Raw genomic sequence first — 19675 nt, 5'->3', positions numbered from 1 at the left:
TCCTCCGGCTTGTGCCGCTTCGTTCCCATCTGTCCGTCCTCGTCCTGGCCCGCAGGCCATACCTCAGGGCGGACCACTCCCATGGGGGCGGATCAGTCAAGTCGGAGATCGCCCGACGAAGACGCTGGTTTTCGGTTTCCAGAGACTTTAGCCGCTTGACCTGATCACCCTTCAAGCCGCCGTACTCAGAACGCCAGCGGTAATACGTCACCTCGGTCACCTCGATGGATCGAATGGCTTCTGCCACCTTCCGTCCTTGCGAGACCAAAACATCAACTTGACGCAGCTTGGCGACGATCTCTTCCGCAGTATGCTTCTTCCGTCCCATGATGACATCCTCCACAGGGCTCAAAGCCATACCGCAGGGAGGACCACTTTTCAGTGGGCAGGCCAACGTCAAGGACCGCCCCGACTCGGAATGGCTCGCCCTCAAGCCGGAGGAGCGGGCCGTCACGCTGGATACGCCAAACACAGAGGGACTGAACATCAGCCCACGACGGTTCAGTGGCTGGCCGCCGGAACGGCGGAAGAGGCAACCGCAGGCGCTGGAGCGAGGCGACGCAGCAGAGGCCGCTCGACGCATCGATACAGAGCCACGGCCGACACCGTGACCGCGCAGAGGCTGGCAACCGCGAACACGACACTCAACCAGGCCGATGGGCCGAGGCCGGCCTTGAGGGCGAACTGCGTACAGGCCGACAGCACGATCCCGTGTGACAGGTAGAGGGCATACGACGCGTCGCCAATCAGGAGGAGCGGCGGCAGCGTCGGCATGTGGCCTCGCCGCTCCAGCGAGAGCGCGCCGGCGACGATCGCGCAGGCGGGAAGGCCAGCCGTCAGGAAGCGCGGCGCCTCGGGGGCGACCGCCAGGGCGAGCGTTCCGAGTCCGAGGACGGCCCAGGCGTAGGGTGTGGGCAGGGACCGGCCGCCGCCGATGAACGCGCCCAGAGCGAGGCCCAATCCGAATTCGAGCATGATGCTCGACCCGTAGAGAGCGGCCGCCGCGCTGTCGTCGGGAGCCTGAGCGCCGGCGAGGACGATCAGGGCCAGCGCCGTCATGGTCGCGGGAATGCGCAGGCCTTCCCGCAGCAGGAGCGTGAGCCCGAAGACGGCGTAGAACACCATCTCGCAGTTCAAGGTCCAGCCCGGAACCAGCACCGGAACCGGCGTGCCGAGGACCGGGTGCCTGAGGGGCAGGAACAGGTACGAGCCCAGAATGTGAAGACCGTCGAACCGGCCGCTCTGCACGGCCGCCGGCACGGCGATCAGGGTGAGCGAGACGAGGGTCGTGAGCAAGTAGTAGAGCGGCACGATGCGCAGGATGCGGCGCCGGTAGAACGCCAGGGGGCCGATGGGCCGGCCGCGCGTCGTCAACCACATGACGACGCCGCTGATGACGAAGAACACGTCGACGCCGCGCTGGGTCCAGTCCGGCCATCCGCCATCGTAGCCGAGCCTCTGGAGTGAATGGTGCAGGTGATAGGCGACGACCAGCAGGGCGGCGACCGCCCGCAGGTACTGGAGCGACACCCAAAGGGGGGCCGGGTCACTGTGCACGGGGGCGGCACGCATCGGCTCAGGCCCTCTCCCGGCCGGCCGATATGGCGGGCCGCGCCGCGCTGCGCAGGATCAGGCGGCGGGCCGGCTCCTCCAGCCGCAAATGAAGCAGCGCGGAGGCCGCGAGGGTGAGGGCGCAGGCGAGCACGAGGCCGGCCCAGGGATGCGCACGGAGCACGCCGTCGGCGGCGATACGGTCGAGCGCCTGGATCGCGGCCGAAGCCGGCACGTGCAGGAGGTAGCAGGCGAAAGAGATCTTGCCGAGGAAGACCAGTGGCGGCCACGTCAGCGGCCCGCCGCGGATCGCCGCCGCCGCCAGGATCAGGGGCGCCGCGACGAGGGCGGTCAGGCCGTTGTGCATCACGGGTTCGGGGATCGACGGCGCGGCGGCCACGAGCCCGAGCGCCATGCCCACGGCGAGGGCGAGGGCGAGGAGCACCGGCGGAGCGACCGCCCGGCGCTGCCACACCGCGTAGAGCACGATTCCGAACAGGAATTCCGGCAGCCGCAGCAGCGGGTTGAACTTGATGAACTGCGCGAGGAGCGCGGCGTCCGGGCCGGCCGGCTCCGGGGCGAGGAGCGAGGCGCCCGCGGCCCGCGCGTCCCACGCGAGGCTCGCGGCCACGCCCATGACGCACCACGCGAGGAGCAGGACGAGGGCGCCCCGGCCGGGCCGGCGCAGCAGCGGCGGCAGCAGGAACGGGAACAGGGCGTAGAACGTCAGCTCGGCGGAGACGGACCAGGCCGGGCAGTTCAGCGCGCAGGCCGCGCCCGGCAACCACGCCTGAAGCCCGAGCGGCGTGAGCAACCCGGAGGCCGCCATCAGGGGCGGGACGGGCGCGAGCTTGGCCAGATGCGCCGCGAAGAACGGCAGCGCGAGGCCGATGGAGACGAGGTAGAGCGGAAAGATCCGGGCGATCCGGGCGCGGTAGAAGGCATGCCTCGCAGCCGGCTGGTCGAACCCGACCGACCGGTAATTGTGCGTCAGGATGAACCCCGAGAGCACGAAGAAGAACGTGACCGCGCCGTAGGCCGCCCAACCGATCGACGGTGCCGGCCCGGCCGGGTGCAGGAGGTTCTGGTAGTGATACGCGACGACGCCCGCCGCGGCGGGGAACCGCAGGGCGGTCAGGGCGTCGAGGCGCGCGACCGGGGGATGCGGCGATCCCGGTCTCCGGTTCAGTTCGTCCGCGCGCATCACGGCTGCCTCGGCGATCCGCCGGGAGCCGGCCCGGCGGGCACGGCCTCGCACGGCCTTGCACCCGCGCTGCAGGCCGCGAAGGCGAGAATCCATTGCAGGAGATGGATGTCGGGCCGGGGCAGCGACGACTCGTCGTAATTGATGATCGCGATGGTTGTCAGGACGATCAAGGCCCAGCCGGCCGTGGCCCAGCGGCCCGCCCCCCAGGCGCGGGCGACGACCCACAGCGTCGTCAGGCCGAGCGCCGCGACGAGCAGCAGGCCGGGCAGGCCGAGTTCGAGCTGGAGTTCCAGATATCCGCTGTGGGCACTCGGCGTCACCCAGCCGATCGCCGCCCAGACGTTGCGCGCCGCAGGCGTTTCGGGAAGCCAGAACGCCGAGTAGCCGTGACCCAGGACGGAGCCGTCCGCGATAGCCTGGCGAACAGCGGCCCAGATTTCGGTTCGCCCCGTCAGCGTGGAATCCTTGCCGAGCATTTCGAACAGGTCGACCGGTACGACCCAGACGACCCAGAGCGCGAGGGCGGCGGCCATCAGCCCCGTCATGAGGCCGAACACGGCGACGGCGCTGGCATCGATGAGGAGCAGGATCACGGCCGTCATGACGGCCACGGCGCCGCAAAGCAGGAACGACGTCGTCGCCTGCGCGAGGATGCAGGTGCCGGCCGCGAGCGCGAGGCAGACGAGATCGGTCGCCACGACCCTGCGGCGGTGCAGCACGAGGCCGCTGAGCGCCACCGTCCCGACGACCATCGCGTCGCCGAGACTGTTCTTCTGCGAGAACACGCCGCGCACCGCGCCGGCATAGCCGCCGACATCGAACCCCGAGGACGGCACGATCGCCGCCATGGCGAGGCTGGCGAAGGCCACGGCCCCCGTGACCATCACGTGCAGGCGGCAGATCAGGAGGGTTCCGAGGACGGCATGGGCGTAGACGGCGAACATCATCAGCGTCGCCAGCGTCAGCGAACGCCGCAGGGACGCCTCCGGCGCCTGCGACCAGAGGCTGGACGCCGCGGCGAGCAGCAGCAGCAGCAGGAACGGCCGAACATCGGCGAGGGCGGCCGTGCAGATCCGCCGGTGGCGGGTCACGAACGCGAGGCCGAGGAGCAGCACCATCGCTTGGTTGAGCGTCGCCATGCCGTCTACGGTCGGTTCGGCGTCGCCGCCCGTCCCGTTCAGGCCGACATGCACACCGAGATAGACCAGAAGCCCAAACGCCGCGTAGGCGGCTTCCGGACGGGGGACGCCCGCGAGCCAGGACGCGCCCGATCCAGAGCGCCCTCCCGGGCCGCCGCGCCCCAGTTGGTCAATCGCGGGGGCCCTGTCCTTCATGGTCGATCCGTTCGCCGCACGCCGCCCGCATCATCGGGGCATCGCCTGAAGAAAGGGTGTCGCGGGAGCGGGCCCGGTCCCGTGGTACGCCTCCTGCGAGCGCGCCGCCGCGAGGCGGGATCGGCCGTTCCCCCATCCGTAAGCAGATTCTTAGCGCGTCCTCGGCTAGACGTTCGATCGAAGTCGACGCTTCGTCGGCAGTCTAACCGGCCTCCAAAATGGATCGACCTCGCCGCACGCGTCCAGGCCCATCCCCGTTCGAACCGTGCGGGCTTCGATTCCCGTCGGGTGCGCGCCGTCATGATTGAGAGCCTCGATCCCACGGCGCGCCGTCGCTACGCCCTGATCGCGCCGAGCCGCGACGAGGCCGGGACGATGCGCCGGACCCTGGACAGCCTGCTCGCGCAGACGGCGCCGCCGGCCCACCTCGTCTTTGTCGACGACGGCTCCACCGACGACACGCAAGGTATCTTGGCCGAGTACACGCCGCGGATGCCCTACCTGCGCATCGTCCGCCGCTCAGATCGAGGCGTGCGCAAGGTCGGCCCCGGCGTGGTCGAGGCGTTCAATGCAGGTCTTGCCGGGATCGACCTGTCGACGGTCGAGTTCCTGTGCAAGCTCGACATGGATGTCGCGCTGCCGCCGCGGTACTTCGAGACGCTGATGGACCGGATGGACGCCGACCGGGCGATCGCAACCTGCAGCGGCAAGCCGTTCTTTCCCGACCCGCGCACCGGCGCGCTGATCAGCGAGCACATCGCCGACCAGTTCTCGGTCGGCATGACGAAATTCTACCGCGTCTCCGCGTGGCGGCTGATCGGCGGCTTCCCGACCTCGATCGGGTGGGACGGGATCGATTGCCATCTCTGCCGCATGCACGGCCTGAAGGCGGTCAGCTTCCCCGACCCGGACCTCGCCTTCGTCCACCTGCGCCCGATGGGGTCGAGCCATCTCAGCCTGTGGCACGGGCGCATGCGCCACGGTCTCGGCGCCTGGGTGATGGGAACCCCGCCGCTCTTCATGCTAGCCGCGACGGTGTACCGGATGAACAAGCGCCCGCGCGTGCTCGGCGCGGTCGCGATGCTGTGCGGCTACCTGAAGGCCTGGGCCGGCGGCGTGAAGCGCTTCGACGCGCCGGGTTATCTGGCCTTCGTGCGCGCCTACCAGCTACGCGCTCTGGTGGTCGGGCGCGGACGCTCGGCGGAGCACATGCGGCTGCGGCAGCGTCGGCCCGCTCCCCCTTTCGGCCACCCGACGATAGAGCGGGCCGACCATGCCGGCGGCTGACGGGCCGGCGGCCCGCGGCGCGGTCCTCGACCGGCGCCGCCTCCTCGGTGCCCTGGCAGCCACGGGCGCCGCGGCGTGGCCGGGCGGCCCGGACGCGCGTCCCGCCGCGCCGAGCCTCGCCGCGCTCGCGGCGGCAAAGGGGATCGTCTTCGGCATGGCGCTGACCCGCGATCAGGCGCGGGACGCGCCCCCGCTCGCCGCGATCGCGCTGGCCCAGTCGGCGATGCTCGTGCCGGGCAACGAACTGAAATGGGTGCGGGCGGAGCCCGGATTGGGACGGTTTGCCCTCGACGACGCCGACGCCCTCGTCGACCTCGCCGACGCCAACGGGCTGTCCACGCGCGGCCACACCCTGGTCTGGCACGAGGCCCTGCCGGCCTGGATGGAGACAGGGCTGTCGCGCGCCGAGATGAGCACGGCGCTGTCGCGCCACATCGGGACGCTGTGCCGCCGCTATGCAGGGCGCATGCATTCCTGGGATGTAGTCAACGAGGCGATCGAACCCTCCGGGGCTGAGGCCGGAGGTTTGCGCCGCACGCCTTTCCTTGCGGCGCTCGGCGAAGACTACATTGCCCGCGCCTTCGCGCTCGCCGCCGAGGCCGATCCGGACGCGATCCTCACCCTGAACGAGTACGACCTCGAACGCGACACCGACTGGCAGGCCCGGCGCCGCGCCGCCACGCTGGACCTGCTGAACCGCCTCGTGCGCCAGCGCGTCCCGATTCGTGCCCTAGGCATCCAGGGGCACCTCGATCCGGCCAAAGGGCCGTTCAATCCCGAGGTGTTCCGCTCCTTCATCCGCGCGGTCGCGAGCCTGGGCCTTTCGGTCTTCATCACGGAACTCGACATCACCGACCGCACGTTTCCCGCCGACGTCGCCGCCCGCGACCGGGCCGCCGCGGAGGAGACCCGCGCCTACCTCGCCGCCGCGCTGGCCGAGCCGTCGGTGCGGCTGGTGGTGACCTGGGGTATCAGCGACGCCAATTCGTGGGTCGACGGCAATCCGGGAACCCGCCGCACCGACGGGCTCGCCTCGCGGCCGCACCTCTACGACGCCGCCTTCCGCCCGAAGCCGCTGCGCGGCGCCGTCGCCGAGGCGTTTCGCTCCGCTCCCACCCGGGGCCTCGCCCGATGACGTCTCCCGCCACGGCCCTGCGCCGCCGCCTCGCCCACTTCGTGCGCGCGCATCCCCGCCTCCATGACGCGGCGCATCCGCCCTACCTCTACCTGCGCCGGCTGCTGCGTCGGCGCGAGCTGAACCAGCACGGGAGCGTGAAAGACGCCGAGGCCGGCAACAGTCTCCTGCGCGAGGCCATCCTGTCCGGCGGGCCGCATGGCATCGCCAAGATCGGCTCGCTGGAGGCCGAGGCCCTGACCTGCTTCCTCGCGCAGACCGGCTACCCGCCCCTGCTGATGGAGCAACTCGTCACCAATGTCGGGCTGTTTCCCGGCACGCCCGACAGCATCGACCGCTTCTGCGAGGCCTATCTCGCGGCGCTGGCGCGGATCGACCTTCTGGCGGTTTGGGGACAACCCGGCGAGGCCGAGATCCTGCGGCGTGCCCCGGTCCCCGAGGCCGCGCCGAGGGCGCTCCTCCACATCGACAGCTTCGAGCCGTGGTATCACCGCGATCCGTGGTCCGGGGCGCTCGCGGGCAAGCGCGTCGTCGTGCTGCATCCCTTCGCGGCGACGATCGAGCGCCAGTACGCCCGACGGCGGGAGGTGTGGGGGGAGCGTGAAATCCTGCCGGCGTTCGACCTGCGCACGGTGCGGATGCCGCTCAGCCCAGCGCTGGCGCCGCCGCGATACGGCAACTGGCACGAGCAGTTCGACCACCTCGTCGGCGAGATCGAGTCTCGGCCCTACGACGTCGTGATCGTCGGCGCCGGCGGCATCTCCCTTCCGGTCGCGGCGCAGGCCTGCGCGGCGGGCAAGGTCGGCTTCCACATGGGCGGCCTCACCCAGATCCTGTTCGGCATCCTGGGGCGGCGCTGGGAGAAGTCGGCCGCCGTTGCCGCGCAGCGGAACGCCGCCTGGGTCAGGCCCAGCGGCGACGAGGCGCCGGCAACGGCCCGCAAGGTCGAGCAGGGATGCTACTGGTGAGCGGGAGCGCCGACGGGACCGTCCCGCGCCTGCGCCGCGTGGTCGGGCGCGCCCTGGTGCGGTCCTGCGCCCGGCGTCCCGCCGTCCTCCCGGACGACTTCCCCCCCACCGTCTCGTTCACCTTCGACGACTTTCCGGCCTCCGCCGTGGACGCGGCCGGGCCGATCCTGCGCGACGCCGGCATGGCGGCGACGTGGTACGCGGCGAGCGGTCTGCTCGGGCAGCCGAGCGCGGTGGGGGAAATCGCCTCGCCCGATCAGGTCGCCCGGCTGCACGCGGACGGCCACGAGATCGGCGACCACACCTGCCGGCACCTCGATGCCCGCGCGGTCGCGGCGGAGGATTACGGCCGCGACATCGACGAGAATCGCCGCGTCCTGGCCGACCTCCTGCCCGGGCACGCCGTGCGCTCCTTCTCCTATCCGTTCGGCGGCGTGACTCTGGGCGCCAAGCGCGCCGCCATGGCCCGGGCCGCGACCTGCCGGAGTACGATGGCCGGCATCGCCCGCGGCAGCGTCGACCTCGCTCTGCTGCCGGCCAATCCGCTCTACGAGGATGCCGCTTGGCTGGCCGCCGCACAGGACGTGATCGGGCGGCTCGCCGCCAGGAGGGGCTGGGCGATCTTCTATACCCACGACGTGACGCCGACGCCCTCCCCCTGGGGATGCAGCCCCGCCTCGTTCGCCGCACTGGTCGCGGCCATAGGGCGCGCCGGCCTGCGCGTCGCCACCGTCGGCGCCGTGGTCGACGAGATCGCTCCGGCATCCGCATGAGACAGAGCGTCTCCCGCGGTCTCGCCCTCCTGCGGCGGCGCCACCGCATGCTGGCGGGCATCGTCGACCAGGGCGTCGTCGGGATCGGCAACCTCGCGGTCGGGCTCCTCGTGCTGCGGGCCTCGACCAAGGAGGAGTACGGGCTCTACAGCCTCTGCTACATGACGCTGATCCTGCTGAACGGCTTCTCCAACGCCGTGTTCGCAGCCCAGCTCACGGTGTCCTACCACGAGCATCCCCGGCACGACCGGGACGGCTTCGCCGCCTCGCTCCTGCGCGGCCAAATGATGCTCAGCGCATCCCTCGCGCTGGCCGGTCTCGCGGTCGCGCTCCTGCTCCCGGAGGGCGTGCTGCCGCTCGACCTGCGCCCCCTTCTCGTCGTGTCGGCCCTGGCCTGCCCGGCGGTGATGGCGCACGACTTCCTGCGGAGCTACTTCTTCCTCGTCGACCGGCCGTTCAACGCCATGACGCTCGATCTCCTGCTCGTCGCCGGCTGGGCCGCCGGCACGCTCGGCCTCGGCGCGGGCCCGGTGCCCTCCCATTCCCTTGCGGCGCTCGCGGCCTTCGGCCTGTCGGCCGGCGTGGCGGCCGGCCTCGGCCTCGCCCTGTCGCGGCTGCCGCTCCGGACCGGAGGGGGGCCGGCGCTCGGTGCGGTGGCGGTCGCCTGGGGCCATGGGCGGTGGGCGCTGGGCGGCGCCGCCGTCACGGCGCTCCAGAACCAGGGGCACGTCTACCTGCTCGGCTGGCTCGGCAGCGCCCGGGCGATCGCCGAGCTGAACGCCGCCCGGATGCTGATCATGCCGATGGGCCTCCTGATCGTCGGGGTCGGGCGGACCCTGACTCCCGCCATGGCCCGGCTGGCGGCGGAGGGGCGCGTCGCGGAGATGACCCGGACCGCCAACCGCACCCTCGCCGGCGTCGTGGCAATCGTCGCCCTTTACGCGGTGGTGATGCTGCTCGCCCATGACTGGCTCATCGGCCGGGTGCTGGGGGGACGCTACGAGGGGATCGGCCCCCTGGTGGCCCTGTGGACGGTGGTCCTGCTACTGCAGGCCGTCGACGCCAACCTCTCGGCCGTGATGCAGGTCGCCAAGCGGTTCCGTGAATTGACAATGATTAACCTGTGGACGGTCGGTCCGGTGCTGGCCGGCGTGATCCCGATGATCCTGCTCTACGGGGCCGAGGGCAACCTCGTGGCGCTGGCGGCCGGCTATGTCGGGATCACGCTGCTGCTGTGGCGCGAGGCCGCGCGGGCGGTCGCCGCCCTCGAAAGCGGCGCGGCGGCGGGCCGAACGCCGCCGCCCGAACCGAGGGGGCGGTGATGTCGGCCGCGGACCAGCCGGAGGCACCGGCCGCCACGCCCCCGAGCGTCGTCACGACGGTGAGCGTCGTCATCTGCACGTTCAACCGTCCCACCCTGCTGGCGCGCGCCGTCCGGACCGCGCGGGAGCAACGTTTGCCGCCCGACGTCGCCGCCGAGATCGTGGTGGTCGACAACGCGCCGGACGGGAATGCCGGGCCGGTCGTCGCGGCGCTCTCCGGCGAGGCCGGGCTGCCGCTGCGCTACCTCGCCCACCCGGTGCCGAACATCTCCCACGCGCGCAATCGCGGCGTGGCGGGGACGAAAGGGGCGCTCGTCGTCTTCCTCGACGACGACGAGTGGTGCCGTCCAGGCTGGCTCGCCGCGCTGGTCGCGACCGCGCGGGAGACGGGGGCCGATATCGTGTTCGGCGCCGTCCTGCCCGATTTCCCCGACGGGCCGCCGGACTGGGATCCGAGCGGGCGCCCCTTCGAGCGCCGGCTCGACCGGCCCAGCGGCACCCGCATGGGCATTCGCCACGATTCGGGCGCGAGCGGACGCTGGATCGGCACCGGCAACGCGCTCCTGCGGCGCGACACCTGCCTCGTGGGGGACGCGCCGTTCGACCCGTGGCTGGGGCGATCGGGCGGCGAGGATCACGACCTGTTCGTCCGCCTCGACCGGGCCGGCCGGCGCATGGTCTGGTGCGGCGAGGCGGTGGTCTACGAGGTCGTCCCGGCCGAGCGGACCCGCTTCGACTACATGCTCCTGCGCAACCGGCGCGGGGGCCAGCAATGGGCCAGCGTCGCGGTGCGGCGCGCGCGGCGTCCGGCGCTGGCGGCCGTGTCGATCGCGTTGCGGGCGAGCGTCCAGCTCGCGCTGGTGAGCGCCGCCTGGGCGGCCTCCCGCCTGCGCGGCGCCCCCGACGCCGGAGCGCGCCGGCTGAAGGTCGCGCAGGTTGCGGGCAAGCTCCTGTGGTGGACGATGCCGCGGGGACACCGCTGATGCACCACGGGGCGGCACAGGGGCCGACGATCCGCGTCCACGCCTCGCTGCGGGACGCCGAGGCGGATCTCGAAACGCCCGGTCTCGCGGGCTACGCCTTCGGGCGCCACGCGTGGCTCCGGGCTTGGCACGACACGCTGGGCGTCGGCGTCGCGCCCGCCATCGTCGTGGTGGCGGATGTGCGCGTGCGGATGGTGATCCCGCTTGGAATCCGCCGGAGCCGGGGTCTGCGCGTGCTGGAGTTCCTCGGCGGGAGCGTGACCGACTACAACGCCCCGCTGGCCGACCCCGCCTTCGCCGGGAACCTCGACGCCGCCTCCGTCCGGACTCTCTGGACGCGGATCGCCGCGGTGCTGCCCCCGCACGACACCGTCCGCCTGCTGCGGATGCCGGCCTCGCTCGACCCGCCGGAGGGGGCCGGTACGGGGCGAGTGCCAAATCCGCTGGTCCACCTGCCGGGCGCGATGGCCGCCGGGGTCGCGCGGAGCGTGGCGCTTCCCGACAGCTATGCGGCGCTGGTCGGCTCGATGAGAAGCCAATTCGTTGGCGATACACGCCGTCGCTGGCGCCGCCTCGCCGAGGTGGGATCTTCGGATTTCGCCGTCGCCGCCGACGCCGCCGCCATGCGAGATCTCCTCGTGGGCCTGAAGCGGATGAAATCCCGTCGCTGGCTGGAAACCGGGGACAGGGACTGGTTCGCGGACCCGGCCTTCGCCGGGTTCTACGACGCGATGGGCCGGATGACGCTTCCGGAGGGCCGCATCCACGGGTGCGCCCTCTCGGTGGCCGGCACCGTCGTGGCGGCCCATCTCGGGTTGGTCTATCGCGGCCGCTTCTACGTGCTCCTGCTGGGATGGGAATCCGGCGACTGGCAGCGTTTCAGCACCGGGCGTCTCATGATCGATGCCATGATGAAGGCCGCGATCGACGAGGATCATCAGGTCTTCGACTTCACGGTCGGCGACGAGGCCTACAAGCGGGAATGGGCCGACACTGAACTGCCTTTGTTCCGTTGCGAGGGCGCCGTGACGATGCGCGGGCGCCTCGCCCTCGCCTCGATCTCGATGCGCGAGGACATTCGCGCGCGTGCCAAGCGGGTGACATGGCTCCGGCGGGCGATCCGGCGGCTGGCCGGCCGACCGCCTCTGCCCGGCACGGGATGAGCGATGCGTCGACACCGATCCGCCACGATGGGGCATCCATGAACGCGATCCGCCACGCCTTGAAGGACGGGAGCCGGCGGCTCGCCTTGCAGGCCGTCCGCATGGGGCTGCCGCTGCCCGGCCGCCCGCTCCAGGCGCTGGCCGAGCATGTCGGCCTGCGCGACCTGATCCGGGGGGAGCGGATCGACGTGGTGCTCGACGTCGGCGCCAATACCGGCCAGTTCGCGCAAGGGCTGCGGCAGGCGGGCTTTGCCGGTCGCATCCTCTCGTTCGAGCCGGTGCGCCGGGATTTCGACGCGGCCTCGCGGCGGATGCGGGGCGATCCGCTCTGGACGGGGCTGTGCATGGCGCTGGGCGATGCCGACGGCACCGCCGCGATCAACGTCGTGCCGAGCCTGACCGTGATGAACTCGCTTCTCTCGCCGATCACGGCCTCGCGCCCGCTCGAAACCGAGCAGGTCGCCGTGCGCCGCCTCGACGGCGTGCTGCCGGACCTCCTGCCCGACCACGCCGCCCGGCGCCTCCTCCTGAAAATGGACACGCAGGGCTACGACCTGCGCTGCTTTGCCGGCGCGCAGGGCTGCCTCGGCGCCGTGCGGGCGCTGTACTCGGAACTCTCGGTGCTGCCGATCTACGCCGGCGCGCCGCACTACCTCGAATCGCTCGCCCGCTACGAGGCGGCGGGATTCGTCCTCACGGATCTCACGGTGGTGTCGCGCCGGGCCGGCGCCATCCAGGAGATGAACGGCCTGATGCGCCGCGCGCACCACGATGAAGGGACCCGAGCCGCATGATGCGCGTCCTCGTCCTCGGTGCCGGCGGGTTCGTCGGCCGCCATCTCGTCGCCGCGCTCGCGGCCGCCCCGGACTTCGAGCCCGTGGCCCTGATGCGCGGCGCCGGGGGCGCGTTCCCGCCCGCCGTCGCGCAGCACCGGGCCGATGCGACCGATCCCGAGGCGCTCGGGCAAGCGCTCGCCGGGATCGACGCCGTCGTCAACTGCATCGCGGGAAGCGAGGCCGCGATGACGGCGGCTACGCGCCACCTCGTCGCGTTGACCGAATCGGGCAGCGTGCGGCGCCTCGTCCACCTCAGCAGCATGGCGGTCTACGGGTCGGTCTCCGGCACGGTCGGGGAAACGAGCCCGCTCGAGGGATCCGACAGCCCCTATGCCCGCGCCAAGGTCGATTGCGAGGCGATGATCGCCGCCTCCGCCACGGTCAGCGCCCGGTGGGTCGTGCTCAGGCCGGGCTGCATCCACGGCCCCGGAAGCCCGCAATGGACGGACCGGATCGGCCGGCTGCTGCGGCAGCACCGGATCGGCGATCTCGGCGAGAACGGCGACGGAACCTGCAACCTCACCTTCATCGACGATATGGTCGGGGCCATCCTGGCGGCCCTGCGCCGGCCGGAGGCGGGCGGCGGCACCTTCAACGTTTCGGACCCCGACCCGCGCAGCTGGAACGCCTACCTGACGGATCTCGGCCGCGCGATCGGCGCGGTGCCGGTCGCGCGCATCTCGGGACGCCGGCTGTCCGCCGAGGTCCGGCTGCTCGCCCCGGCCCTCGTCGTGGCCGGGCGCGTGCTCGACCGCTCCCCGGTGCGGGTCAGGCTGCCGCCGGCGGTGACGCCGTCGATGGCGCGGCTTTGGCGGCAAGAGATCACCCTCGACCACCGCCGGGCCGATGCCGTGCTGGCGTTTGCGCGCACGCCCCCGGCGCGGGCCATCGCCGCCGCCGCGGACTGGCTCCGGACGTCGGGGTGACCGGGCGGAGGCCGTCCGGCCCGCTCACGCCACGCGAGCGGGAGCGAGGCTTCGTTTCAGCCGATCGGCGAGCCGGAGCGCCAGGGCGACGACCGTGAGGGTCGGGTTGGCCTGACTGGAGGTTGGGAACACGGCCGCACCCGCGAGGAACAGGTTGTGCACCCCGTGCACCCGGCACTCGGTGTCGACCACGCCGGCGGCCGGCGTGGCGCCCATGCGGGCGGTGCCGATATGGTGGCCGCCATAGGCCCCGTCGCGCAGCATGTGGTGGGCGACGCCGGCCGGATCGTAGTCGAGCCGGCCGCGGCCCCAGCGGCGCAGCGCGCCGTCGAGCAGCGACAGGGCGACCTCCGCCGTGCGGATGTCGACGGGGGAGTGGCGCCAGTCGAGATGGACGCGCGGAAGGCCGAGTGCGTCGGTCTCCCGGCCGAGGCTCACCCGGCTGTTGAAATTGGGCACCTGCTCGCCGTGATAGTCCAAGCTGAACAGGTTGCCCGGTGGGCGCACGATCACCGACGGGTACTTGCGGGCGGCGAGCGCCCGGTGCCGCACGGCGTGCAGGAAGAAGCCCGCCGTCGCCGCGGGCTCGCGGGCGACGTTGCCGAGATGGCGCAGCCAGGTTCCGGCCCCGCCGCCGCGGTTGTGCAGCCGCTTGGCGTGCTCGTAGCCGATGAACGGCTTGGCGAGGTAGAGCGCCGACAGGGGGCCGCTGCCGTGGCGCGGATCGGGAATGGTGGGAAAGTGCAGGCGCAGGAGGCCGTTGGCGACCCCGTGGTGGCGCTGGGCGGCCTCGCTCAGCGTCCAGCGCCGCCGGCAATAGGCGCCGTCCTCGGCCCGCTCGTAGCCGCTCCAGACGTAGTCGCGCGGCACGTGCAGCTTGACCGTCCCGATGGTGCCGGCGATGTGGCACATGTAGAACCGGCCGACGAGGCCGTGCGCGTTGCCGACCCCGTCCGCCCGGTGACGGCGCGACGCCAGCAGCAGCCGCGCCGTCTCGATCCCTCCGGTGGCGACGACGACGTGGCCGGCCGCGACGGCGAAGCACCGGCCGGCGAGGGTGGCGACCGCGACGCGGCGGACCGTGCTGCCGTCCGGGTCGGTGACGAGTTCGAGTGCGTTGGCGCCGATGAGGACGCGGACATCCGCGCTCGCCGCCAGCCGGGCGCGGTAGCGGGCGCCGAAATCGGTGGGCGGCGAGAACCGCTCGATCCGGTCGGTGTCGAACCCTTCGGGCGCGAAGGAGCGGATCGTCGGGCGCATCCCGTCCGGCAGGGCGGCGGCGGCCGAGAACGTGCAGTCGCCGGCCTCGCACAGGGCGTTGGCGGCCGGATACCAGCGCGCCACCTCGTCGTAGGCGATCGGCCAGCCGTCCTGTCCGAGCCAGGGCCGCGCGGCGAAGTCGATCGGGTCGAACGGGATGCAGCGGCCGCTCCAGACGGTGGTCGTGCCGCCCATCGTCCGCTGGCGGTAGCGGTCGGTCGGGGGATGGAGATCGGGATCGGCGACCTCGCCCCGGTAGAGCGCCTGCGCGGCGGCGTCCGGCTTCAGGCCGCCGCCTTCGAGGAGGACGACGCGCAGGCCGCTCCGGAGGAACTGGAGGGCGAGCGTGATCCCGGCCGCGCCCGCGCCGACGATGCAGAGATCGCAGGGGAGTTCGGTGCCGTCGTCGATCGTGTCCGCCGAGAGGATCATCAAAAGGCACCGGACAGGGGAGCGGGAAGCGCGACCGGTCGCGCCGACCGTCGGATGGCGATCATTATGCAGCATTCCGGAGGCGCTACGCGTCTCGAAACGGTCTTGCGGGGGGCGGTCTTGCAGTGCTCGGTGCCATCCATCACAGTCGCCTTCATGGTCGTGGCGGATCGCTTTCGGCGCGACAGTCGGGCGGCTGGCCTATCACGTTGTCGAGAGACCATGTCTCGACGGCATCGAGTATCGTGGACGGCTCGGGCCCGCATGATCCACGTCACCGGCTGGATTCTTCCGACGGACGTCGTCGATCGACGCGCCGACGGTATCCGCAGGCGACGGTGTGCGGACCGACATGGCGCCAGCGGCATGATGAGAGGCTTTCGGTGAGGCTGGCCGACGAACCGCTCGATCGACCGGACCACGGGACGCGCCGAGCGGTGCCGGGATCGGTCCCCAATTTCTCGCGATCCGCGTTCTGTATCTTCGGCGTGACGCTCGACAACGTCGCGATGGACGAGGTGCTGGCGGTCGTCCGTGAGGCCGTGCGCACGCGGCGCCCGTGCACGATCGCGACGCCCAACCTGAACTTCGTCGTGCGCGCGGCGTCCGATCCGGCGTTTCGCGCCTCGATCCTGCGCAGCGATCTCAGCCTGGTCGACGGGATGCCGCTGGTCTGGGCCGGCCGATGGTTCGGCGTGCCGGTCAAGGGCCGCCTCACCGGCGCGGACCTGTTCGAACGCCTGCGGCGGAGCCGCGACCCGGCCGAACGCCTCGACGTCTACCTGTTCGGCGGCCCCGACGGCATCGCTCGCCTCGCCGCGGACCGGCTCAACGCGGAGGGCGGCGGCCTGCGCTGCGTGGGCTACCGCTCGCCGGGCTACGGCAGCGTCGAGGCGATCAGCCATCCGGACATCATTCGGGAGATCAACGCGAGCGGTGCGGATTTCCTGCTCGTGGCGCTCGGCGCCGAGAAGGGGCAGAGCTGGATCGAGCGCAACCGGGCGGCGCTGGAGGTTCCGGTCGTCAGCCATCTCGGCGCGGTGATCAACTTCACCGCCGGAACCGTGCGCCGCGCCCCGGTCCGGGTGCAGCGTGCCGGTCTCGAATGGGCGTGGCGGATCTACCGGGAGCCCGCTCTCTGGCGCCGCTACCTGTCGGACGGTTCGGCGGCCCTCGCCATGCTGGCGCGGACATCGTGGAACGCCGGGATGGCCCGCCTCCCGTTCCCGCGCGGATCGGGGGCGGTCCTCTCGGCCGTCGAGGTGGTCGAGGGCGAGCGCGAGGTGGTGATCCGCATCGACGGGGACTGGCGCGCGCCCGGCCTCGGCCCCCTTCGCGCCGCGCTCCAGGCACAGGCCGGCAGCAGCAAGTGCCTGTCCCTCGACCTCGGCGCCGCCACCGGGCTCGACAGCGCCGCCGTGGCCCTGCTGACGCTCCTGCGGCAGGCCCGGCTCGACGCGGGGCGGGGATGGCACGTGACCGGCGTCTCGCCCCGGCTGTCGCGCCTCTGCCGGTCCTACGGCGCCGACGACCTGATCGATTGAAACCGTGCCTCGACGGACATCCCGCCGGATCGGCCGTCACGACACGAGGTCGTGCTGCTCCAGCCTGCGGAGGGCCGTCGCGGGCGCGGACGCGACGCGTCCGGCCCATTTCGAGAGGATCCGGGTCCTTTGCAGGACGATGCAGGCGACGGCAATCCAGAAGCCGAGGGCGCCGCCCAGGACCAGGAAGACGATGCCGCGTGGCGGAAAAACCCGCTGCAACGGCGGCTCGGCGGTCGAGATGATCCGCGCCGTGCTGGTGTCGAGCTGCTCGATCTCGCCCATCTCCCGGGACCGGCTGAGGAAGGTGTTGAGCAGGTTCTTGTTGACGTCGACCTCCTGCTGCAGTTGCGCCAGTTCGGACAGGGCGCTGCTCGTGTCGGCGGCCTCGTTGGACAGCCGGTCGACGATCGCCTGTGACGCCTTCTCCGCAGCCGATGCGCGCTGGTACTCGCGCTGCGCGGCCTGCCGGATGCGCGCGAGTTCGGCCTGGAGCGACCGGTCGATGCTGGCAAGCTGATCGCGCGCATCGCGGACGGCGGGATGGCGCGCGCCGAACTGGGTGAGGGCCGAGTCCAGTTGCCGTTTCGCGTCGGCCTGCTTGCTGCGCAACTGGGAGATCGTGAGCGAGGTGACGGCCTCGGGCGAGACGCCCTCGGAATCCTGGCCGCCATCCGCCCGGGACAGGCCGTCGAGATGGGCGCGGCTCTGAACTCGCTGCTGGCGTGCCTGGGCGAGCTGCGCGTTGGCTTCCGTCAATTGCTGTTCGCTGCTGAGCTGCGTGCGCGTCCCGACGAGCCCATGCTTCTCCCGGTACGCCTGCGCCCGGGCTTGCGACTGCCGGAGACGGTCGCGAAGCTCGTCGAGACGGCTCGTCAGCGCGTCGTTGGCACGGCGGGCCTTGCCGGCATGGGCCGTGGTCTGCTCGTCGAGATAGGCCTGGGCGACTGCGTTGGCGAGGCGCGCCGCCGTCTCGGGCGCGGGGGCGCGGACCGACACCTCCATGATGAAGGTCCGCTCCGGCCGCCTGACCGTGACGCGGTCGGCGAGCGCCTGGAGCGCCTTGAGGCGCCGGCTCTCCGCCGACGGCGGCTCCGCGGGGGCGGCGCCGAGGAGGCCCTTGATTCGGTCCGTGACCGTCGTCCCCACAGAGGCCGGGTCGTCGGCGAGCCCCTGCGCGGCGACGACCCGCGACAGAACGCTGCGCGAGGTGACGATCCTCGCCTGGCTCTCGATCAGGCTCACCTCGAAGTTGTTGTCGCTGCTCGGGGGCTGCCCGGCCGCGCCGGCGAGCGCCTGGATGCCGCGGCTGTCGATGAAAAGCGTCGTCGTGGCGACGAAGCTCGGAGGAATGAGCAGGCTCGCGCCGTAGGTCAGGATCGCGCAGACGCAGCTCGCGCCGGCAATCAGGCCCCAGCGCTGCAGGAGCCAAGACACCATCTCGGCGTAGCGGGCACGCCGGTCCTCCGCTTCCGGAGGGCGCCTGAAGGGGATGTTGTGAGGTCCGTCGAGCATGCATCAGGCTCCGCGCACCCGGCACGGCACGTCGGTGTCCGCCGTCGACGCCGGCCCGCCGTTCGAGTGCCCCTCGCGGGACTCCCGCTCCACGGCGGCGTCGCCTCCGCCTCGGCGGCCCGGCGGGAGTGGCGTGGGAGACACTAAGCAAGACATCCTAACGATCCGTCGGCCGTCCTAGCGCAATCCACATGCCGTCCCCGCCAAGGCCTTACGTCAACCGAGGGGGGCGGAATCGTCCCGGCGCGGGACGAAACCTTCCCGGGGTCTGACGGTCCCGGGACGCGATCGGAGCCGTCCAGACCTCACCGCGCCATCATCCGGCCCACCGTCTCCTCGCTGGCGTCGCCGAGGATGGCGTAGCCGACCATCGTCGGGCGCAGGTGATCGAACAGGACCAGGGTCGAGATGCGGCTCGAGGTGTCGGCCCTCGCGCGGCCGGGATCGAGGTAGACGACGCTCTGTTCGTCGGCGCAGCCACGGATCAGTTCGTTCAGCCGGGCCTCGGTCTGGCTCAGTTCGGCCTGATCGGTCACCACTTTGGCGCTCACCGCCCCGCCCGTCCGTTCGAGCAGCACGGTGGGACGCCGCGTGGCTTCAGTGCGAAGCTCACGCGCTTGCCGGCCGGGCCGACCTCGACCGAGAGCGTGCGCCCGGCCACGTCCTCGACGACGTGGTAGGCCGAAATGCGGGCCGCGCCATCGCGCCTACGACGGCGCCGAGAAGATCGTTGGCCGCTCCTTCGACAAGCTCAGGATGAGGACGCGTGATGATGGTCGATGCCGAAGGGCGTATCCTGGCGCTGGCCGTGGTGCCGACCGACGTGCAGGACTGCGATACGCTTCCGGCGCTAGACAGGGGCAAACCGCTCTGGCCGAGCCTGCGTCTGGCCGTTCTCGACGGCGTCTTCCGGGCCAAGCGCTGCGAGAAGTGGTGTCACTTCCACGGCATGCGCTGCGAGGTCGTCAAGAAGGATCCCGACCAGAAGGGATTTGTGGTGCCGAAACGGCGCTGGGTCGTCCAGCGAACCTTCGGTTGGCTGAGCCACTAGGGCGGCCGCCTCGCCTGCCTAATGGCCGCCAACGCCCTCAACAGTCCAGCCTAAGCTGGCGCGCTCAAACAGGCTCTCAGATGATGCTTGAAGGGCGGTCTCCAAGTTATTCAACGAAATCGATCGATACCGGACAGTTAGCCCATTGGCGCTAAATGTCTGCTACCGGGCGTCGAGCGCAATTCTGCTTCTAGCGCATAGCCGAACAAGCGGGGAGCGAACTCCTGACCCGCTGCGGACCTTGGATAGGTCCGCTTTAAGGCAGGCGCTGAAATCGGGTCTTACGTCTGGATTGGGTGGAGGCTGTGTGAAAAACTCTGCTGTTCTGATAGTCTCTGCGGGACGGTGGAGGCGGCTATGGCGCGTTTTGTTTGTGGTGCTGATCGCC

At 71.6% G+C, this 19675-nt stretch carries 18 protein-coding genes; 11 read left to right on the top strand and 7 right to left on the bottom strand.

Annotated features, from left to right (window positions below; genetic code table 11):
- From HNR00_RS24620 to HNR00_RS24605, 4 genes are all read right to left on the bottom strand, one after another.
- Positions 1-328: transposase (locus HNR00_RS24620; RefSeq protein ID WP_246391098.1), on the bottom strand; the 328-nt coding region annotated here is incomplete at its 3' end.
- Between the two features lie 173 nt (positions 329-501).
- A complete protein-coding gene (locus HNR00_RS24615; protein WP_183574055.1) occupies positions 502-1572 on the bottom strand; it encodes an acyltransferase family protein in 1071 nt (356 codons plus the stop codon).
- Between the two features lie 4 nt (positions 1573-1576).
- Complete coding sequence (locus HNR00_RS24610) at positions 1577-2755, bottom strand: acyltransferase family protein (protein ID WP_183574053.1); 1179 nt, start codon at positions 2753-2755, stop codon at positions 1577-1579.
- Complete coding sequence (locus HNR00_RS24605) at positions 2755-4092, bottom strand: O-antigen ligase family protein (protein ID WP_183574051.1); 1338 nt, start codon at positions 4090-4092, stop codon at positions 2755-2757. The genes HNR00_RS24610 and HNR00_RS24605 overlap by 1 nt, the downstream gene beginning before the upstream one ends.
- Before the next feature lie 300 nt (positions 4093-4392).
- Here HNR00_RS24605 and HNR00_RS24600 point away from each other — a divergent pair, with 300 nt between their 5' ends.
- From HNR00_RS24600 to HNR00_RS24560, 9 genes are read left to right on the top strand one after another with little or no spacing between them, the layout of a single operon-like run.
- Positions 4393-5379 carry a glycosyltransferase family 2 protein gene (locus HNR00_RS24600; protein WP_183574049.1) on the top strand — a complete coding sequence of 329 codons (987 nt, stop codon included), beginning with the start codon at positions 4393-4395 and terminating at the stop codon, positions 5377-5379.
- On the top strand, positions 5366-6514 hold the full coding sequence (locus tag HNR00_RS24595; protein ID WP_183574047.1) for an endo-1,4-beta-xylanase: 1149 nt from the start codon (positions 5366-5368) through the stop codon (positions 6512-6514). Before HNR00_RS24600 ends, HNR00_RS24595 begins: the two co-directional genes overlap by 14 nt.
- Complete coding sequence (locus HNR00_RS24590) at positions 6511-7482, top strand: hypothetical protein (protein ID WP_183574045.1); 972 nt, start codon at positions 6511-6513, stop codon at positions 7480-7482. The genes HNR00_RS24595 and HNR00_RS24590 overlap by 4 nt, the downstream gene beginning before the upstream one ends.
- The gene (locus HNR00_RS24585; RefSeq protein WP_183574042.1) at positions 7479-8255 is read left to right on the top strand and encodes a polysaccharide deacetylase family protein; all 777 of its coding nucleotides are present in this window, start codon (positions 7479-7481) and stop codon (positions 8253-8255) included. The genes HNR00_RS24590 and HNR00_RS24585 overlap by 4 nt, the downstream gene beginning before the upstream one ends.
- On the top strand, positions 8252-9577 hold the full coding sequence (locus HNR00_RS24580; protein WP_183574040.1) for a lipopolysaccharide biosynthesis protein: 1326 nt from the start codon (positions 8252-8254) through the stop codon (positions 9575-9577). Before HNR00_RS24585 ends, HNR00_RS24580 begins: the two co-directional genes overlap by 4 nt.
- On the top strand, positions 9577-10560 hold the full coding sequence (locus tag HNR00_RS24575; protein ID WP_183574038.1) for a glycosyltransferase family 2 protein: 984 nt from the start codon (positions 9577-9579) through the stop codon (positions 10558-10560). The genes HNR00_RS24580 and HNR00_RS24575 overlap by 1 nt, the downstream gene beginning before the upstream one ends.
- Entirely contained in the window at positions 10560-11723 is a 1164-nt protein-coding gene (locus HNR00_RS24570) for a GNAT family N-acetyltransferase (protein WP_183574036.1), read from the top strand. Before HNR00_RS24575 ends, HNR00_RS24570 begins: the two co-directional genes overlap by 1 nt.
- 38 nt (positions 11724-11761) lie before the next feature.
- A complete protein-coding gene (locus HNR00_RS24565) occupies positions 11762-12517 on the top strand; it encodes an FkbM family methyltransferase (protein ID WP_183574034.1) in 756 nt (251 codons plus the stop codon).
- Entirely contained in the window at positions 12514-13485 is a 972-nt protein-coding gene (locus tag HNR00_RS24560) for an NAD-dependent epimerase/dehydratase family protein (RefSeq protein ID WP_183574032.1), read from the top strand. Before HNR00_RS24565 ends, HNR00_RS24560 begins: the two co-directional genes overlap by 4 nt.
- 24 nt (positions 13486-13509) lie before the next feature.
- Here the strand turns inward: HNR00_RS24560 and HNR00_RS24555 are convergent, their stop codons facing one another.
- Positions 13510-15177 carry a GMC oxidoreductase gene (locus HNR00_RS24555; RefSeq protein ID WP_183574030.1) on the bottom strand — a complete coding sequence of 556 codons (1668 nt, stop codon included), beginning with the start codon at positions 15175-15177 and terminating at the stop codon, positions 13510-13512.
- Positions 15178-15665: 488 nt separating this feature from the next.
- Here HNR00_RS24555 and HNR00_RS24550 point away from each other — a divergent pair, with 488 nt between their 5' ends.
- Positions 15666-16721: a WecB/TagA/CpsF family glycosyltransferase gene (locus HNR00_RS24550; protein ID WP_183574028.1), complete on the top strand. Its 1056-nt coding sequence runs from the start codon at positions 15666-15668 to the stop codon at positions 16719-16721.
- A gap of 36 nt (positions 16722-16757) precedes the next feature.
- On the opposite strand, the gene HNR00_RS24545 is transcribed toward HNR00_RS24550, so the two are convergent.
- Both HNR00_RS24545 and HNR00_RS24540 read right to left on the bottom strand, forming a co-directional pair.
- Positions 16758-18236 carry a GumC family protein gene (locus HNR00_RS24545; RefSeq protein ID WP_183574026.1) on the bottom strand — a complete coding sequence of 493 codons (1479 nt, stop codon included), beginning with the start codon at positions 18234-18236 and terminating at the stop codon, positions 16758-16760.
- Positions 18237-18541: 305 nt separating this feature from the next.
- A complete protein-coding gene (locus tag HNR00_RS24540; RefSeq protein WP_183574024.1) occupies positions 18542-18814 on the bottom strand; it encodes an SGNH/GDSL hydrolase family protein in 273 nt (90 codons plus the stop codon).
- Positions 18815-19005: 191 nt separating this feature from the next.
- Between HNR00_RS24540 and HNR00_RS24535 the strand changes: the two genes are divergently transcribed.
- Positions 19006-19287 (top strand): hypothetical protein, encoded by a 282-nt coding sequence (locus HNR00_RS24535; RefSeq protein WP_183574022.1) that lies wholly within the window; start codon positions 19006-19008, stop codon positions 19285-19287.
- The last annotated feature ends 388 nt before the right edge of the window (positions 19288-19675 follow it).

This window comes from Methylorubrum rhodinum, from assembly GCF_014199935.1.
Taxonomy (GTDB): domain Bacteria; phylum Pseudomonadota; class Alphaproteobacteria; order Rhizobiales; family Beijerinckiaceae; genus Methylobacterium; species Methylobacterium rhodinum.
The sequence above is the reverse complement of the archived record's forward strand: the minus strand, read 5'-3'. Positions and strand labels throughout refer to the sequence as shown.

Excerpts from the sequence above, each read along its gene's own strand:
- HNR00_RS24600 (WP_183574049.1), top strand. The coding sequence starts at position 4,393 with ATGATTGAGAGCCTCGATCCCACGGCGCGCCGTCGCTACGCCCTGATC.
- HNR00_RS24565 (WP_183574034.1), top strand. The coding sequence starts at position 11,762 with ATGAACGCGATCCGCCACGCCTTGAAGGACGGGAGCCGGCGGCTCGCC.
- HNR00_RS24575 (WP_183574038.1), top strand. The coding sequence starts at position 9,577 with ATGTCGGCCGCGGACCAGCCGGAGGCACCGGCCGCCACGCCCCCGAGC.
- HNR00_RS24560 (WP_183574032.1), top strand. The coding sequence starts at position 12,514 with ATGATGCGCGTCCTCGTCCTCGGTGCCGGCGGGTTCGTCGGCCGCCAT.
- HNR00_RS24595 (WP_183574047.1), top strand. The coding sequence starts at position 5,366 with ATGCCGGCGGCTGACGGGCCGGCGGCCCGCGGCGCGGTCCTCGACCGG.
- HNR00_RS24580 (WP_183574040.1), top strand. The coding sequence starts at position 8,252 with ATGAGACAGAGCGTCTCCCGCGGTCTCGCCCTCCTGCGGCGGCGCCAC.
- HNR00_RS24605 (WP_183574051.1), bottom strand. The coding sequence starts at position 4,092 with ATGAAGGACAGGGCCCCCGCGATTGACCAACTGGGGCGCGGCGGCCCG.
- HNR00_RS24555 (WP_183574030.1), bottom strand. The coding sequence starts at position 15,177 with ATGATCCTCTCGGCGGACACGATCGACGACGGCACCGAACTCCCCTGC.
- HNR00_RS24545 (WP_183574026.1), bottom strand. The coding sequence starts at position 18,236 with ATGCTCGACGGACCTCACAACATCCCCTTCAGGCGCCCTCCGGAAGCG.
- HNR00_RS24610 (WP_183574053.1), bottom strand. The coding sequence starts at position 2,755 with ATGCGCGCGGACGAACTGAACCGGAGACCGGGATCGCCGCATCCCCCG.
- HNR00_RS24535 (WP_183574022.1), top strand. The coding sequence starts at position 19,006 with ATGATGGTCGATGCCGAAGGGCGTATCCTGGCGCTGGCCGTGGTGCCG.
- HNR00_RS24570 (WP_183574036.1), top strand. The coding sequence starts at position 10,560 with ATGCACCACGGGGCGGCACAGGGGCCGACGATCCGCGTCCACGCCTCG.
- HNR00_RS24590 (WP_183574045.1), top strand. The coding sequence starts at position 6,511 with ATGACGTCTCCCGCCACGGCCCTGCGCCGCCGCCTCGCCCACTTCGTG.
- HNR00_RS24615 (WP_183574055.1), bottom strand. The coding sequence starts at position 1,572 with ATGCGTGCCGCCCCCGTGCACAGTGACCCGGCCCCCCTTTGGGTGTCG.